Source organism: Cryobacterium glucosi, assembly GCF_004402235.1.
In the GTDB taxonomy this organism is placed as follows: Bacteria; Actinomycetota; Actinomycetes; order Actinomycetales; family Microbacteriaceae; genus Cryobacterium; species Cryobacterium glucosi.
The window spans coordinates 142,855-158,385 of sequence record NZ_SOFS01000016.1; the positions used below are offsets into that span (position 1 = coordinate 142,855).

The following is a 15,531-nucleotide window of genomic DNA, read 5'->3' on the forward strand; positions in this document are numbered from 1 at the left end:
CGGTGCCAGCGCTAGAAGCTCTGACCATCCTTGGCCTGTTGATGTCGAGGTCCGCCGAGCCCAATTGGTGTATCGACGGCTACCACGCCAGGACGCGTGGCCGCGCCGCCCTGGCAGTCCTCTGATTGCAATCTCCCTGAGACTTCGAGCGCCGGAGGGTGTGTCGAGGGTCCATGGTCGGCGATACCGGGCACGCTGATCAAGGACGAGAGGATCGATGTGCCTGAGAGCCGACATAAGTACCTGTACGAAAGGTTGGGCGACCACGACTTTCAACAGTTGGCGTCGGCTCTGCTGGCCCTCCAGTTCCCCGACTATGTACCCTTACCCCTTCGACAATCCGATGGCGGACGGGATGGTGTCGTAGGCCCCGACCGGCTCGTCTTTCAGACGAAATGGTCTGTGCGCGGTCGCGAACGAGACCCGGTTTCTTGGCTCGATGCTGAAGTAAGAGGTGAAGGCGAGAAAATCAAAAGGTTCGCCGCTCAGGGAGTTCGCAAATACGTCCTTGTGACGAATGTCGAAAGTACAGGAAAGCCGAACAAGGGCACCTTTGACCGTCTTGACGCGAAACTCCGGCAGTATTCGGCAGAGTTCGGCCTCGAGATGTCGTGCCTTTGGCGGGAGGCGATCAACTCAATCGTCGACTCGGCGCCTATCGAAACCAAATGGGCGTACGCCGAAATGCTCGCAGGCTGGGACCTCATTCGCTATTTGGCAAGTGAGCAAGGCGTGGTTGCAAGGGACTCCGAGCTTAGGGATATTCTGCGCAAGGTCGCGTCCGCGCAGTGGGACGAAGATGAGCGCATCAAGTTCAGCCAAGTGGAGCTTGACCGTGAGCGACTCACCGATCTATTCGTTGACGTGCCCGCAGAACGCATTCGACTCCCGAAACGTGTTGCGACAATAAGCCGCGAGTCCACCTCAGTGGGCGGCGCAGCCAGCTACGTCGCGACAAGGACGCCATATCCTTTCACGCTCATCCGCGGTGCGCCCGGTCAAGGAAAGTCCACTCTCAGCCAGTACGTCTGTCAGGCGTATCGGCTGGCGTTTGTCCCGAGCCAGTCGTCAGTCACTACGAGTCTCCCCGAAATCACTCAGCCACGGTTCCCCCTGCGGCTCGACCTCGGGGACTATGCGGCGTGGATGCAGGGATTTGACGTATTCGACAAATCCGATGACGCGCGGTTGACCAAGGGGCCGAAGCGCAAAGCTGCTCAAGCATCGGTGGAATCGTTCTTGGCTGAGCTGATTGGTCATGCCAGCGGGCGAGGCTCGGTGACTTCGGCGGACGTCCAGGAGATCTTCGATCGGGTTCCAAGCCTTGTTTTTCTAGACGGCCTCGATGAGGTCGGCAACCTGAGCGACCGCACGAGCGTGGTGCGCGAGATCGACTTGTTCTGCGCCCGTGGCAAGTCATACGCCGTTCAGCCAAAGGTTGTCGTCACGACTCGACCGAACTCCGCCGGGCTCCCCGAACCGAGTAGCGAGCTCTTCGAAGTAGTTTCTCTGAGCCCGCTTGACGCTGCGCTTCGGGATGAATATCTACAAAAGTGGTGTGTCGTCCACAACGTCCGGGGGAACGACAGCCGCGTACTGCGCCGCAACTTCACGGAGAAGGTTAAGGAACCATACATTGGCGAGCTGGCTGGAAACCCGATGCAGCTCACCATCTTGCTGTATTTGCTCCGACAGCACGGCGATGCAACACCGAACCAGCGCACTGAGCTCTACGACGCCTACATGGCACTCTTGCTCGCCCGTGAGGCGAACAAGCGGCCAGAGTCGGTCCGGAAGTATCGAGACGACTTGACCGAGATCGTACCGTTCCTTGGTTGGTACCTGCAGTCGCGGGGTGAAGAACAGGGACACAGTGGGCGGATGGCATTTGCTGAAGTCGATGCAGCCATGAAGCACTTTCAAACTACTTATGGAAAGCCGACCGAAGTTGTTGATGAACTTTTTCTCGCGGCATCCGATCGGCTTTGGGCGCTGACAAGCAAGGAAGAGGGCACCTTCGAGTTCGAAGTTTTGTCCCTCCGCGAGTACTTTGCGGCCAGGTTTCTCTATTACAACGCGGGCGAAGGCAACCAGTCATTCGATCGGACCGAAGTTTTCCGCGAACTGCTTCGGCGGCCCTACTGGCTCAACACCGCCCGCTTCTACAGCGGGAACGCAAAAGGGTCGGATCTTTACGTCCTAAAAGCTGGTATCGAACACGAACTTCAAGCGAACAAATCCAAGCAAGTCAGGGTCGCGTCCTGGAGTCTACTGGCCGACGGGGTCTTCAACAGCAGACCGAACGAAGCAGCGTCGGTCGTCAACGCGCTCACAGACGAACACGGAAGCCATCTGCTACTTGCCGCACTCGACAGCAAGGCGATCTCCCCCCTCCCCGAAAGCAGCCATGCCAGGGAAGCATGGACGCGACTGACGTCCGAAATACGCGCCAATCCAGCAGACCCCCACAACTGCTGGAGGGTCCGGGTGATTCGGGAACTTCTTGGCCTCCGCAGCGAATTCATGAACTGGTGGCTTGAACGTGTTGCTGAAGCAATCGAAATCGGTAAAGACCTGCCCTGGCTCGCGATCGGCGCAGAATGCGAAGTCCTTGGTGGCGCAAAAGTGAACATCCCAGGCCTCTCCGCGGAAGACGGCCTCCGCGCCCAACTCATCCTGAATTGCGGGTTTATCCCCGAAGACGGAGGGATGCTCGAGGCCCAGCTAATCCGCGCAGTGCTCGACGGCCAGTGCTCAGAAACGACGTCAACTCGCTCGCGACCCGCGCAAATTGCCGTCGCGCTTAGCCCAAGTGAGTACTACGCGTTCGGTGCAGAGATTACGACCTATCAACCGGATGCTGCGTCGAATGATCGCCGCGCATTGGCAATGCAGCATCTCCGCAGGTCGAGTCCCGAATACGCGGCCATCGCCCGACTTCGCCGATTTAGAAGAGGAGAGAAAGGGAGCACATTCCCATGGGCAAATACGGCCACCGCACTCCTCAAGCAAAAGAATAGATGCTGGCTAGTGTCAGAAATAGCTGTGATTGGCGCCGCTTCGCCGTTAGGCCTCGGCGTGACTAAAGCGCCGGGCACCGCCGGCCTTGGCTCGGCGGGCCATCCTGCCACCCTGATCACGGAGACGCGCTCTAAAGCAAACGACGTTAACTGGTGGCGGGATCGACTCGCCGATTGCCAAGACGATCTGTCACGGGCCGAATGGGCGCTGGCCCTATGGGCAAAGGCGAGCAGACCTGTGGTTGATGAACTCTCAGCCGACCTCGGGACGGTCGTCGACCACCTACCTGCGAACCCGAGGCGTGCGTTCGAGACGGCGGCTCGGCGCCTCTCCGAATCGGGCTGGATCGCCCCACTCTCACCGGCCCCGACCGGGCTGACCGGTATCTTCCAAGACCTCGTGCGGCTTCGCGCGAGACAGAGCGCCGACGCTGGGGTAGCTGCAGCGGCCCAGAGAACTCCGTCGCCGTCGACGCCACTCGCTGAGATTGCCCGCAAGAGCAAATGGCTCAAGGTCGACCGGACCCCAAGCTATCGATGAAGACTGCCTAGATCGACGACGACGCTGATGGAAAACAAGGGCGATTCCGTCCACCGCAAAGGGCACGCAAACGTTGGCGAAGCGTTAGCCACTGCCGTTACCAACGGACTACTTGCTGCCCGTTTTGCCCACCGGGTCCGACAGTAGTCCTGGGTGCACGATATTGGCTCTAGGTCTCACGCCCACGGTCGAATGCGTCCATGACGCCGTGTCGAATGAAATCGTTGGAGTTGAAGTCGAGGTTGGCCTCGATAATCAAGTCCTCCAGCTCAATGGCGCGTAGGTACTTTTGCTGCTCACGGGTTTGAGCCTGGGCGCGCCGATCAGCCCGATACTTTTCCAGGTCCGTGTGTGCCTCCTCGAGCCGGATGAGTACATCGGCCTTTGTATGCTGAATTCGGCGACGTTTGACTTTGAGATTCGCAATATCCGCGGCCCGGTCAGCCTTCTGGCGTCGCCACGCTCGAATCTCCGCGGGAATGCCCGTCAATCCAACGACGAAACCGGCGTCCGCCAACGCCAGACCGCTGACAACCGCAATGTCACCGACGCTTCGGTTCTCAATCATGGCAGGGATCCCGGCAAGGGCAGCTAGGCCGAAACCGAGGGCAAGAATTGCCAAACCGAGCGTCAGCCGTACTGTCATGATCGAGAGCCTTGCGGTATCAAGCGGTCGACTACGTCCTCTTGTCGCCGGCCCTTTTCTCGGTCGTCATAGGCGAGGACTTTCCGCAAGGGCGTCTGAGGAGGGAAGATCGGCGACCTGTCTAACCCCTCAGACTATGGAAACAAAAGCTCAGACAGGATTCGAACCCCGTCTAGACTTCCCAGTTCCGATGCGACGGGGCTTCCAATGACCAGTAGTGATTAGACGACAGCGCAGAATTGTCCTAACGGCCGTTCTCGGCGCGCTTATTCGGGTGCCACTTTGAGTGCCAAAACCTCTCAAAGTGCCAGAATCAGTGCGTACCAGTGCGTACCAGTGCGTACCAGTGCGTACCAGTGCGTACCAGTGCGTACCAGTGCGTACCAGTGTGTATCAGGACGTACTATGGGACATTCAAATTCCGCGAAAACATGCGGAACTTGGGGGTTGAGTGATGGTCTCTACTCGAATCAGTTGTTCTCGGTTCGAGTCCAGGTACCCCAGCTCTAACCTCGGAAAGAGTGCGACTTGATGCACGCACGATTATTCAACGTTTATTGCGTCGAGACCGCCCGAGATAGGCCGAGGTGTTGCGATATGATCTTGCCAGATATCGCAGGGAACTCCTGATCAAATCGAGATCAGACGAGATGGGTCTAGGTTTCGTAACGAGAGTCGCTCGGCAAAAAAGGGCCCGCCGCAATCCGTCGGTCCCGGGTTCAAGTCCCGGCCGCCCTACGAAAAAGTGTCTTTTGATCAGGAATTTTAGGTTGGTAGTTTCTCGCGAGACTTGAGTAAATAGTCAAGAGGACTCGACTCGGCGTCGCGCGGGTGGGTCAGAACTGCATCCTGACCTGCACTTAAATCTTCTTGTTTGGCAGCGCCTCGCCCGGTCCTGCGAACCGTCCTGGGTTCAAGTGACGCGTGGTCTCGAGAATGCGCGCTGATCTGCAGGTTTCTTTAGCTCTGGCTTGTGGCACTTAATGCCGCGCACTTTTATTCACCACTTATTCGCTCGGAGCGCGTCGCCGGCTCGTGAAATTGGTCTGCCTGATGAGGAGAAATGCCGTAGACGTTGAGTCGGCGCGTGTCGCGTGGCGTAGGTCTGAAGTCGGATGCATTTTGTCGCGGCGACACTGTTGAGACTGGGGATCGTGATCGTGATCGTGATTTGGATGGAACGGACCTACCGCCGGCGTTGTCGGCATCGCGGACTCGGAAGGCTCACGCCGATCGAGCTTGAGATGGTTGAAGCTGCCGCTCGGGCGTCGTAGAGACGACAAACCGCGCGAGTCAACTAAACCGACATCATTCCCGGTTCATCACCTGCTCTTGTGGTGTCTTAGAACTAACGGTGCGGATCGGAATTCGCCCAGGAGGATATGTGACGTGATCATGAGACTCGCAGCCACGTGGTTCCGCCGATTCTGAGGAGGAACGGTGGCGGCCGTGAGACGTCTCGTATCCCTGGCTTTACGAGACAGCGAATGGTGTCAAACGTGCACGCCTTCCAATGCTTCGTGACCAACCGCGCCGAAGGGCGTGCGTCAATGAACGCGTCCACAGCCCTGTGTTGGGTTTCTGGAACCTCACCGGATGAGCGTCCGCGACAGGCGAGGCTCGAATTTGTCACTTATGGGTGTGGTTCTCGTGTTCGGCGTGGACGGCGCGCTCGAGCTGGAAAGTGGAGTGTTCGACGGAGATCTCGAAATGTTCAGCTACGCAATTCTGTAGGTCATCGATGATCGTTGAGGCGTGCCCATCGTAGAAGCATTCGTCGTCAACGACGACGTGCGCGGTGAGAACGGGCAGGCCTGTTGCGATTTGTGTCGCGTGGAGGTCGTGCACTGCCCGGACATGCGGGAGATCCAGGATGTGGCTCCGCACCGAGTCGAGGTTCAGCCCTCTCGGAGTGGATTCCAGCAGTACGTCGACCGTTTCTCGGAGGAGTGTGTACGTCCGCGGCAGAATGAGCACACCGATCAGCATGGCCACCACGGCGTCCGCGCGCGTCCACCCTGTCATCGCGATCACGATCGCCGCGACAATTACGGCCACGGATCCGAGGGCATCATTGACCACTTCGAGGAATGCTGCGCGCAGGTTGAAGCTTGAGTCTCGGCCGCTGGCGAGGACCGTGATCGAGGCGATGTTCCCGACTAATCCGATGATGCCAAAGACGAGCAGTTGGCCTGACGCAATTTCAGGAGGTGCGATGAGACGCTGAATGCCCTCGACGAACACGAAAATCCCGACCGCCAGAAGAACTGCCGCCTGCACGGTAGCGGCGAGCACTTCAGCCCGGGCATAACCCCACGTCCGGCGGGGCGTGGCAGCACGCGTCACGAGGGTTGCCGCTACAAGAGCGAGGAGCAGCCCGCCTGCGTCGACGAGCATGTGGGCCGCATCGATCAACAGGGCCAAACTACCGGTGAGGATAGCGCCGATGACTTCGGCGACCAGGATTGTCGAGGTGATTCCGAAGGCAATGGCGAGTCGTCGGCGACCAGAGGCGCCGGAAGGGGCGTGGTCGTGCTCTGTCATAGTTGCCTCCGCCGTTGTTCCGTGGGCACAATCACCAATGGTCATCCTAGACTGTATAGTCACTGCATGCTGACTATTGCCTCACGTCTGGACGTGATGAACCGGATCGGGCGCGCGATGGCCGATCCCACCCGATCCAAAATCCTGTTGAGCCTGCTCGAGGAACCTGGCTACCCGGCGAAGCTCGCCCGAGAACTAGAACTCACCCGCTCAAACGTTTCGAACCATCTCAGTTGTCTTCGCGGCTGCGGCCTTGTTGTCGCCGTGCCCGAAGGACGACAGACCCGGTATGAAATTGCCGACAGGCACCTGACCCGGGCGCTTCAGTCCCTGTTCGACGTTGTCCTCGCGGTCGATGAAGGCACGGCCTGCGTCGACGAGAACTGTGACCAGCCGCTCTGCTGCGGCAGGCTCGAGTGAGCGCCACGACGAACGGCCCTGGCGTCGTCCTCGATGTCGCCCGCAAACTGCTTCTCCAGCGTCGCATCCGCATTATCGTCGGCATCACAATCACCTACAACGTCGTCGAGGCGGTCATCGCCATTGCAGCGGGAAACGTGGCGTCGTCGGCCGCGTTGATCGGCTTCGGGCTCGATTCGATCGTGGAAGTCCTGTCCGCCGTCGCGATCGCATGGCAGTTCGCCGCTCCGGATCCGGAGAAACGGGAAAAGGTGGCGCTGCGCGTAATCGCATACGCCTTCTTCGCCCTAGCGGCCTACGTCATCGTCGAGGCCGGGTCGTCCCTCTTCGGCCTCCGTGAAGCCGCACACAGTCCGGTGGGCATCGTTCTTGCCGCCGTGAGTCTTGCGGTAATGCCGTTCCTGAGCTGGTTCGAACGTCGAACCGGCCGCGAACTGGGGTCCGCGTCGGCGATCGCCGATTCGAAACAGACCCTCATCTGCAGCTACCTCTCCGCAGCTCTCCTCGTGGGCCTTGTGCTCAATTCCCTGCTGGGTTGGGCCTGGGCCGACTCTATCGCCGCGCTCGTGATCGCAGCATTCGCTTTTCGTGAAGGCCTCGAAGCGTGGAAGGGCGAGAGCTGCGCGGTCCCGATCAGCGCGCTCACCGGGGAGCGCAACATCGAAGACGATCACTGCTGCTAGCGGCGAGGCTGCGCGGGCGTCTGGAATCCTGCGTCTATCAACACACCAGCCGACGCAAACGGTTCGACGGCGGGTGCTCTCGGCAGCCGTTGGGTGAACGCGGCACTCGTGCCGGTTGTGCTGTTCGGTGGGCGTACACGACCGATATGCCCACGATCGCCATTCCGCTAGCCACCGTTCGGACGAAGATCATCCCTGGTCCTGTCCAGCCCATCCCTCCGAACCCCATCATGTTGTGCTCACAACTCTTGACGTTCAATCGTGGAACTGGTGTTCGCTGGCGACGATGCAGGTTAGGACACCTTGCCCGGTCCGTCCAGGCCTCCGGTGCAAGGTGAGCCGGGTTCTGGAGCAGTTGCGGCGCCCCGGTACTTGGCAATGAATGCCGCGAGTCGGGGATCGGCCGGGTCGGCGATGTCAAGCTGCGTGCCCCATGCCGATGCGACGATCGACGACGGGAGACCGGCGAACGAGACAGGATCGCGTATGCCGACGGGATTTCCTTGCGCAGCGCTGCGAGCTGATCACCCGTCACCGTGGAGGCGTCGTAGGTGACCCACACGGCGCCGTGCTCAAGCGAATGCACTGCATTTTCGTTGGGGACGTTCTCGGAATACACGCCACAGTTCAGGAGAGTGACGGAGTGGTCTCCACCTACCGGCGGCAGCGGATTGTATTTCACCGTACCGGTGACGTGCTGGGAGGTCTGGTTCGGGAAGGTCTGCACGCCGTCAACGGATGTCGGTGCTGCCGCGTTCTTGGGCCCCTCGGTGGGCATTCAGACGGCTGCATATTGTCGCGCCGCCGAGTGGTCTACGCCAGCGAACTGGCCTTGATCTGTCGTCCGTGTCCACATTTTGCCCGTTACTTCGCGAAAATCCTCCTGATTTACAACGTGCCACAGTGACCGAAAAACGTTGAAATTACGCGGAAGTTGGCCCTGTACGAGGCAATGGCTGGGTCGTGACTAGGGTTCGAATCCCTCCAGGGCACACTGGCTGCTCGTTTGTGAGGATCAGACCGCTGCTGCTATTGGCCGAATCCATGAGGGCATCAACCCAAGACCGGTTAATGGTCGGTGACCGGTTGCCGAGGTATTGGAATTGCAGGGGAATGCTCGGGTCGATCCAGATACTGGTCCGACCGTGCCCAACGATCTTGGAGTTCGTCCACGTGAAAACGAAACTCTCTCGGCGACGAAGTTTCGCAATGATTACGAGTTGAAGGTGAGCAAGGGTGCGGTCGTCGAATTCAACTTCGATCTTGCCGTTGCCGTAGGTGAGCATGCCCATCTGGTGTTCCGCCTTCGCGAAACACAGGATCTGGGCGCCTCGCTATCTTGAGCGTACAGGCGCTGAGCTGACCGAGTTTAGAAATCTCCCGCAAAGTCCGCACGTAGGCGTAGAGATGGAGTCTGCACGTTGCCGGTCTGTGCGGATTCCGATCTTGAAGACCTGGTGGATTCAGCTGGTCATTGCAACACCTGGTGGATTTGTTGCTTCCGGCCTGCACGCGTCTTTGCGGAGGGGAGGGTCCGCCATCCCGGAACGCGACTTCACTCACGAACAGTGAAGGCCGGTCAGAAGCGTGAGTTTTCCGATTCATATGCGATCAAGGTGTGCAGATCGACTCCGAAGAGGGCCACAAGAGGCCAGAGCGCAATCGCCGCCACGCCTTCCAGGACGTTGCTGGGAACATTCCATGCCACGAGGTAACCGTGGGTGGCAGCAACCACGACCCCGATGACCAGATACACGATCCCGACCAGACCAATTCCGCGCCTGCCCATTTTGCGCCTGCCAATTCCGCGTATCGTCGCTCATCTGCCACTGCGGGTGTGATGACACAATAGTCGCGTTGGGGTCCTTCGGGGAGGCTTGGGCTCTTTCCGATTCGATGTTCCGAGGGCGGTGCGGGCGGGGGTGTTCGTGCAGCACGGGTGCCGCCGACATGTTCGCAATAGGAAACCCATCCCACGCCTGTGACACCCGTGAGTGTCGGTGGGTTTTAACGCCGTGAGTGAGTGACTCGGACTTTAAGTCACTTCGTATATCTCCCGGTCGTCCCGCGACGATCGATCGCGCTCCTTACCCGACGGGAATGCGAGGCCGGTACCGCGGTGATATGCTCGGCGCATCATGAAGCATTGGTGAGATGAAGGGTCGTCATCATGAATCTCCTGCTTATTGTCATCGCCGTTATTGCCGTGGTCCTGCTGATTACGGGCGGTTTTGTCCAGTCTCTCCAGTTCCTTCTCTGGGTGGGCATCGTTTTGGCGATCATCGCTGTGATCCTTTTTCTCGCGCGCTCCATCTCCGGACGACGTGGCGTGTAGCACCAGCTGTACCCAGTGCCTGCGAGGGCCGCTTCGCTGTGCCGACTGATGAAGTCACGACAAGACGCGTGAGTGTCAGGTGCGCGAATGCTTGTTGGCGCGACAAGTTGATCGGGATTCCGCCCCGACCGATCAAGCCCAGGCCTCCAAGGATGACTAAATAGCTGTTAACGCCAGCAAGAAAGTTCTACATCAGGTCTGCCAGTTTCGCGCAGTCAGTGCCGCGATAGGCCGTGCCCGGCGGACCGAGGACTTCGACCAGAGAACGGTGGCGAGGGCAGTTCGGGACGCCGGCAGTATCCGGCTAGCTGAATGCCTTGTTTGTTGTCTCTGAAATGCTGCAGCCAGGAATGCTGGACGGCGAGTTCACGAAATACGATATTGCCCCCTTCAGACTGGGAAAGACGGCGCGTTCAACCGAGTTAAGGAATTCCATCACCTCAAAACTGCCGTGGTTCTTCGAAATGAAGCCAATCAAGCAGAGAGCATTGTCTGGAGCAATGCGGCGGTCAATGACTCTCCACTCGCAACCGGACAGAGCGCGGACTTCAATGTCGTCTGCCGTTCGGGCCTGCAATCGGCCTGCGATCATGATGCTTCCTCTCATCATTTTCTCTGTGACGCTCGTGCGGCCGCCTGATGGTTTTCTGGGCCGTTGAATGGTGTGCCCATCTTTCACGGCAGGGCCCGATGGTGCTAGCCGCGGAGGTCATTCTTCGCATCAGGTCACAGTTACTACGAGGACGGCCGCCACTCCTATCAGTCCACCGGCTTGCGGTGCCTGGGGTCAGGCTGTTGAGGTTCTTCTGTGACTGTGTTGATCGGCCGGGCGACTGCCGGGGCGGAACCAAACCAGAGAATCTTGGCTCTTGGTTCCACTGAATCTTCCGGAAGGACCAGTGTGGGCTCAGGGCGCGTCTCGGGCACGATCGGTTTGACGGATGTGAGGAAGGGGAAGCTCATTTCGCGTAGGTCCTAGCCATTCGGTAGGCCGGCTGGCCCGAGGGTCCCGTGCCTTTGCGACCCCGTCTCACGGCGGGTGTGCCTTGTGCGATGGACGTTGACACCCGTCTCGCCGGCGGCCGGTAGCCACCTGACTTGAAGGTAGCACTCTCTGTCCGACGCGGATGGCCCCCGAAAGGGGTGGGCCCTTGGTCCGGATTCTCGAGGTCAACCGCTTCATAGCGGTCTCCGGGAGGTGGGAAAGCGCACGGGACCCGCCGGAGGAGTATCCGCTGTGCACGATGCCGAGACCCAGGAGCGCACCGATCGTTTTCCGGTGAAGCGGTGCCAGGGTGACGCCATCGATACCGGCCACGATCGGAGTTGCAGTGGCGTGGTTGCCCAGCCGCCCGGAGGCGGCGGCGTCGAGTTGGCGGACACAATTGGACAAGAGCGCCCGCGGAAATGCACCGAATCGTCGGCACGTCGGTCCGGTGAACAGTTTCCACAGCGTGCCCTGACGCAGCACCGCTCTCCATGGAGTCCTCCCCGGTGAGTATCCCCGCGACCAACGCCCTCATGGGAACCAACCGGGCGGACGATACGAGGTTTAGGTCATTCAGGAATCGGCTTTGTCGCCATGAACGCTGCCGCCCAGAAATCCATCGGATTCACACCTGGCGCGCCCGGTTCAACCGCCACTCGCCAAAGCACGACCATCGAATACTCGCTAGGGAAAGTGGACGACACCACAGCGATCGGCTGACCCACCTCGGGCCGATCCGGTCGGTACAGGCACAGATGCTGGCAATATCCGCCACCTCGGAACGGGAAGCACATGACCGCATCAAGACACAGTGTTAGCAGCGCCCATCGCTTACCCCTAGTTCCGGAAGTGTCGACGGGCGCAAACGAATAGTACTTCGCGGGCAGCACATGCACTCACTAACAACCTCCATGCCGCGCCGACCGGGTGAACGGGGGGCTAGGAGGCCGCACCCTGAATTACTACGCTCTAAATGAGACGAATCACTCTGAGGGAACCCCGATGGCAACGATGTGGACGGCCGTTACCCTCCGGGGTAACGACGCTCTGAGCCCGACGTTTGTGGTTTTGGTCAGACGGGACGAGCGCGGCCTAGTTCCCACGGTCCTCATCAATCCAATCGACACCGCCGGCCGCAGACTGCCCGGCATCTGGCTAAGCCAAGATCCTCACCCCGCTATCTACCGGCGTCTGTCAGAGAGTCACTCGCTCTAGAAGGGCGCTGATCAAGTTTTGGCGTTGGCGTGGCGGGTTAGGTCGCTCTTTCAAGCCTGGTCGCCCGTCGATGTCCGCTGATGTGATGGCGTTGGTCATGGTGTCGCAGAGCCCGAACAATTTCTCGGACCGGGATGCGGCCGAAGCCGTGATTTTTTATCTGAGTTGGAGGGCGGCCTGCGGGTGCGCGTTCGCGGGGACCCGTGGACGGCGTGACCACGAACTGCACGCCTCCTCTGGTGTATGTGTCAATGGCGTGAAGTTAACCCGCAGCCGTCGGCCCCCAAATAGGTGATGCGCTACCGTGACAGCATGAATCTTCTATTTTGCCCGAACTGCGACAGCAGCGTCGTGCACGGACCGTATTTCACTGTGGTCCAGCCCGGAATGCGCACTTGGATCGACCAGTGCTCGAAGGAGGACTGTGAGTGGGAAAACGCTGGGATAGACCTGATCTAGCGATAGGCCATGGCCACATGCGGCGCTGAGCTCTCCCCACACCGATGCAGCTGATTCTGAGGTAGAACCGACGGTGACTTTTGGCCTCGTCAGGTCGCGCAGTCATTCCCTCGAGAGTTTGGAACGCCGGCCCCAGTCGCTGTCGCTGGCGCGGCGATAGTTGCCTAAGTGAGGCCCTTGGGTGATAATCGGCTCACCCGAAAATAGTCTGTGTGCCCGGATTGTGGCGCGCAGGTTTGTGAGAAATGGAGACGCCATGGCGTCAGCGCGGACTGCAGAGATAACACGTGGTGCGGAGGCGGTGACGGGCGGACAGGCCGCGTTCATGTACCTCCGGCGTCGGATACTTTCAGGTGAGATACCCGCCCGTACAGTACTCCGGGAGCAGTCCTTGGCGGACGAGTTGGGTCTCAGCCGGACCCCTGTCCGAGAGGCCCTGCGTCGTCTGGACGAAGCCGGCCTTGTTGACTTCACGCCTAATAGAGGGGCGACGGTCGTCTCCTGGACACAGGAACAGGTACGGGATACGTATTGCCTGCGCGCGGGCCTGGAGAGCAGGGCCGCCGGTTTGGCTGCCACCCGCATAAGTGATGAAACTCTCGGACAGCTCGCTGAACTCATTGTGTCGATGGACGAATTCGTGCTTGCGGGTGACGATGAAGGAGTTACGCGACTTGGCGAGCTCAACGCCGAATTCCATCACACGATCGTGGCGGCGTCCGGGAACCAGCCGCTCATTCAACTGACAGGCTCTGTCGGGCGCATCCCGATGATGGCGCGGGTTTTTCGACGTGATGGTGGGCGTTTTCGGGCAAGCAGCAATCACCACCACCGCGACATCCTCACGGCGCTTCGGTCACACGACGCCCTCTGGGCCGAAGCAGCGATGCTCGCTCACATCCTCGGCGCTCGGAACGCAATCATGGACTGGGACGGCTCGGATCTCGACGCAGATCGCGACGCTGCATAGCCGGACGCGGATAGCTGTTTGGGGGAGTAGTTCGGCGCCTAGCAGCGGAGATTTCTCGGTCAGCTCGGTCGTGATTTCGACACGTCGAGGGATGCCACAGGTCTCACTGCGACTGAGGGGTCAAGGACGGTCTCGTCCGATCAGGACCTCAAATGGTGAGCTGTTTCAGTGTGATCGTCGGGCATGACTAGTAGATGTTGGCCGGAGTTAGTAGACGTCGTCCCAGTGGTCCTCGGTCGACCAGTCCGTGGACGTTGATGCCATGGCGGTTGTGAAGGTGCTTTCAGTACGGGACTCCGAAAGGAGAGAGTCGATGTGGTCGCGAAGGACGGATACGGCATAGTGCGTCTCGGGTTCGTCACCAACAGCATTCTCGGGAATGCTGATGAGTTCACTGCCGGGGGCTACGAGAAGGTGAATGAGTATTTCGCTACCGTCTGCGCTATAGGACGGCACCTCCACTACTTCAGATTTGTGCTGCTCTGTGAGCGCTGCGGCGAATTCTAATAGCGCATCCGCAACAGCATTTGTGGTTAGGAACGTCGTTCCGCAGTACGACATTCTCTTCACAATTCCCCCGATTCATGCCCTGGAGACGCCAACCCAGCGCACAAGCGAAATGTTAGGGCATTTTTGTGCCGGTGACCAGTATGATTTTTGGCTCACGCGCCATCAGGTGCATGTGAAGACGCTAGCTTCACGCGAGTCTGCAACTTGTCGAAACAGCGCACGCAATCACCTTTTTCAGGAGGGTCGTCTGGTCAATTTGGGTTTCCGGCTAGCGGCTCGAAAACTGTTCGTATTCTTGCCGCGCCCTTTCCAACCTTGTTCGCGGTCGACGTGAGTCAGAAGTGAACTTTGCCTTCGAATGCGTGCGAATAGGCATGCGTGGCGTCAGGCGAAGTGCGGAGATCGAAGGAGGCGTTGGTGTGGGCCTGATATCTCACCGATACGCACATCATGTCAACCCGGTTGCGCCGGGATAGATACGAGTTCAGGGTGTGGGAATGAGACGTATTATGTTCGGCGGTGCTTCGTTCCTGACGGCAGATCGAATCGCAGACTCCCTCGTCAGTCTCTTGATCGTGCTCAATGCCAAACATAAGTCTGCAGTCGCGTCAATCCCGGTGGTATTGATCGGGGGCGCAGTCGTGACAGCGACACTTCTCCTCGGGCCGACAAGCGCTTTCGTCGCTATCCCGGAAGAATCCTTCTGGCCTGAACCCGACGCCGCGGAGGCCGTTACGCACCTTGAGTTTCTCGGCCAGGCGGCGTCCGCACCTGGAGAGACCGGGTATTCGGAGACGATTGCGGTCCCTGCCTACGAATGGGGTGACCCGGACGTGCACGAATTCTGGTGATGCTGGACGTCAGTAGAGGGAAGGTGTACCCCGAAAATGGTCACTCCCAGGAGGCCGCGCGACGTTGCGGGAGCAGCCGGAGTGATGACCCGCTCGACGAAGCTGAGAGCGGTCGCTTGGCTGGATACTGCCAAGGCAGGGCGATGAACATCACGCGGGGGCTTCTTCTCACCGTTGGCTCGGCGCTTCCGGGGAAATCGACCAGCAAGGTGACGACGTTCAGGGCGATCGGTGAAGGTATGTCGGCGGCCATGACAAGCTGCCCATAGGCGGCCATGGAACTGCCCGCTGACGGCCAGTAGAACTGCCCGCTGGTGGCCATGAGATCTGCCCACTTCCTGATCTGAAC

15 protein-coding genes and 1 riboswitch are annotated in these 15,531 nt (G+C 59.5%); of the genes, 7 read left to right on the forward strand and 8 right to left on the reverse strand.

Annotated features, from left to right (window positions below; translation table 11 throughout):
- The first annotated feature begins 96 nt into the window (after positions 1–96).
- A complete protein-coding gene (locus E3O46_RS07285; RefSeq protein WP_241987359.1) occupies positions 97–3,561 on the forward strand; it encodes an NACHT domain-containing protein in 3,465 nt (1,154 codons plus the stop codon).
- A gap of 169 nt (positions 3,562–3,730) precedes the next feature.
- Here the strand turns inward: E3O46_RS07285 and E3O46_RS07290 are convergent, their stop codons facing one another.
- Together E3O46_RS07290 and E3O46_RS07295 are read right to left on the reverse strand one after the other, a co-directional pair.
- Positions 3,731–4,207 (reverse strand): hypothetical protein, encoded by a 477-nt coding sequence (locus E3O46_RS07290; protein WP_134561417.1) that lies wholly within the window; start codon positions 4,205–4,207, stop codon positions 3,731–3,733.
- Positions 4,208–5,836: 1,629 nt separating this feature from the next.
- Entirely contained in the window at positions 5,837–6,751 is a 915-nt protein-coding gene (locus E3O46_RS07295; RefSeq protein ID WP_134561418.1) for a cation diffusion facilitator family transporter, read from the reverse strand.
- A gap of 66 nt (positions 6,752–6,817) precedes the next feature.
- Here E3O46_RS07295 and cmtR point away from each other — a divergent pair, with 66 nt between their 5' ends.
- A complete protein-coding gene (gene cmtR / locus E3O46_RS07300) occupies positions 6,818–7,171 on the forward strand; it encodes a Cd(II)/Pb(II)-sensing metalloregulatory transcriptional regulator CmtR (protein WP_134561419.1) in 354 nt (117 codons plus the stop codon).
- Positions 7,168–7,854, forward strand: a complete 687-nt coding sequence (locus E3O46_RS07305) for a cation efflux transmembrane domain-containing protein (RefSeq protein ID WP_134561420.1) — start codon at positions 7,168–7,170, stop codon at positions 7,852–7,854. Before cmtR ends, E3O46_RS07305 begins: the two co-directional genes overlap by 4 nt.
- 37 nt (positions 7,855–7,891) lie before the next feature.
- On the opposite strand, the gene E3O46_RS07310 is transcribed toward E3O46_RS07305, so the two are convergent.
- From E3O46_RS07310 to E3O46_RS07320, 3 genes are all read right to left on the reverse strand, one after another.
- Positions 7,892–8,632 carry a DUF3105 domain-containing protein gene (locus E3O46_RS07310; RefSeq protein WP_134561421.1) on the reverse strand — a complete coding sequence of 247 codons (741 nt, stop codon included), beginning with the start codon at positions 8,630–8,632 and terminating at the stop codon, positions 7,892–7,894.
- A 145-nt stretch (positions 8,633–8,777) separates the two neighbouring features.
- On the reverse strand, positions 8,778–9,146 hold the full coding sequence (locus tag E3O46_RS19095; protein WP_241985128.1) for a DUF7882 family protein: 369 nt from the start codon (positions 9,144–9,146) through the stop codon (positions 8,778–8,780).
- A gap of 287 nt (positions 9,147–9,433) precedes the next feature.
- Complete coding sequence (locus E3O46_RS07320) at positions 9,434–9,610, reverse strand: hypothetical protein (protein WP_198413698.1); 177 nt, start codon at positions 9,608–9,610, stop codon at positions 9,434–9,436.
- Between the two features lie 414 nt (positions 9,611–10,024).
- Here E3O46_RS07320 and E3O46_RS18240 point away from each other — a divergent pair, with 414 nt between their 5' ends.
- A complete protein-coding gene (locus E3O46_RS18240; protein WP_166787260.1) occupies positions 10,025–10,189 on the forward strand; it encodes a DUF2207 domain-containing protein in 165 nt (54 codons plus the stop codon).
- A 304-nt stretch (positions 10,190–10,493) separates the two neighbouring features.
- On the opposite strand, the gene E3O46_RS07325 is transcribed toward E3O46_RS18240, so the two are convergent.
- Positions 10,494–10,781 carry a hypothetical protein gene (locus E3O46_RS07325; protein WP_134446421.1) on the reverse strand — a complete coding sequence of 96 codons (288 nt, stop codon included), beginning with the start codon at positions 10,779–10,781 and terminating at the stop codon, positions 10,494–10,496.
- Positions 10,782–11,171: 390 nt separating this feature from the next.
- Positions 11,172–11,245: riboswitch (cyclic di-GMP riboswitch) on the reverse strand.
- 1,157 nt (positions 11,246–12,402) lie between these two features.
- Between E3O46_RS07325 and E3O46_RS19000 the strand changes: the two genes are divergently transcribed.
- Both E3O46_RS19000 and E3O46_RS07335 read left to right on the forward strand, forming a co-directional pair.
- Positions 12,403–12,687 (forward strand): transposase, encoded by a 285-nt coding sequence (locus E3O46_RS19000; protein WP_478213399.1) that lies wholly within the window; start codon positions 12,403–12,405, stop codon positions 12,685–12,687.
- 489 nt (positions 12,688–13,176) lie between these two features.
- Positions 13,177–13,821, forward strand: a complete 645-nt coding sequence (locus tag E3O46_RS07335; protein ID WP_241987360.1) for a GntR family transcriptional regulator — start codon at positions 13,177–13,179, stop codon at positions 13,819–13,821.
- Between the two features lie 207 nt (positions 13,822–14,028).
- Here E3O46_RS07335 and E3O46_RS07340 read toward each other — a convergent pair whose 3' ends face one another.
- Positions 14,029–14,391 carry a hypothetical protein gene (locus tag E3O46_RS07340; protein WP_134561424.1) on the reverse strand — a complete coding sequence of 121 codons (363 nt, stop codon included), beginning with the start codon at positions 14,389–14,391 and terminating at the stop codon, positions 14,029–14,031.
- Between the two features lie 581 nt (positions 14,392–14,972).
- Between E3O46_RS07340 and E3O46_RS07345 the strand changes: the two genes are divergently transcribed.
- Complete coding sequence (locus E3O46_RS07345) at positions 14,973–15,182, forward strand: hypothetical protein (RefSeq protein ID WP_134446425.1); 210 nt, start codon at positions 14,973–14,975, stop codon at positions 15,180–15,182.
- Between the two features lie 40 nt (positions 15,183–15,222).
- On the opposite strand, the gene E3O46_RS18585 is transcribed toward E3O46_RS07345, so the two are convergent.
- Positions 15,223–15,531: hypothetical protein (locus E3O46_RS18585; protein WP_206750898.1), on the reverse strand; the 309-nt coding region annotated here is incomplete at its 5' end.

Bases quoted from the DNA above. Each gene is read 5' to 3' on its own strand.
- E3O46_RS07290 (WP_134561417.1), bottom strand. From the start codon at position 4,207: ATGACAGTACGGCTGACGCTCGGTTTGGCAATTCTTGCCCTCGGTTTC.
- E3O46_RS07295 (WP_134561418.1), bottom strand. From the start codon at position 6,751: ATGACAGAGCACGACCACGCCCCTTCCGGCGCCTCTGGTCGCCGACGA.
- cmtR (WP_134561419.1), top strand. From the start codon at position 6,818: ATGCTGACTATTGCCTCACGTCTGGACGTGATGAACCGGATCGGGCGC.
- E3O46_RS07310 (WP_134561421.1), bottom strand. From the start codon at position 8,632: ATGCCCACCGAGGGGCCCAAGAACGCGGCAGCACCGACATCCGTTGAC.
- E3O46_RS19095 (WP_241985128.1), bottom strand. From the start codon at position 9,146: ATGGGCATGCTCACCTACGGCAACGGCAAGATCGAAGTTGAATTCGAC.
- E3O46_RS18240 (WP_166787260.1), top strand. From the start codon at position 10,025: ATGAATCTCCTGCTTATTGTCATCGCCGTTATTGCCGTGGTCCTGCTG.
- E3O46_RS07325 (WP_134446421.1), bottom strand. From the start codon at position 10,781: ATGATCGCAGGCCGATTGCAGGCCCGAACGGCAGACGACATTGAAGTC.
- E3O46_RS07335 (WP_241987360.1), top strand. From the start codon at position 13,177: ATGTACCTCCGGCGTCGGATACTTTCAGGTGAGATACCCGCCCGTACA.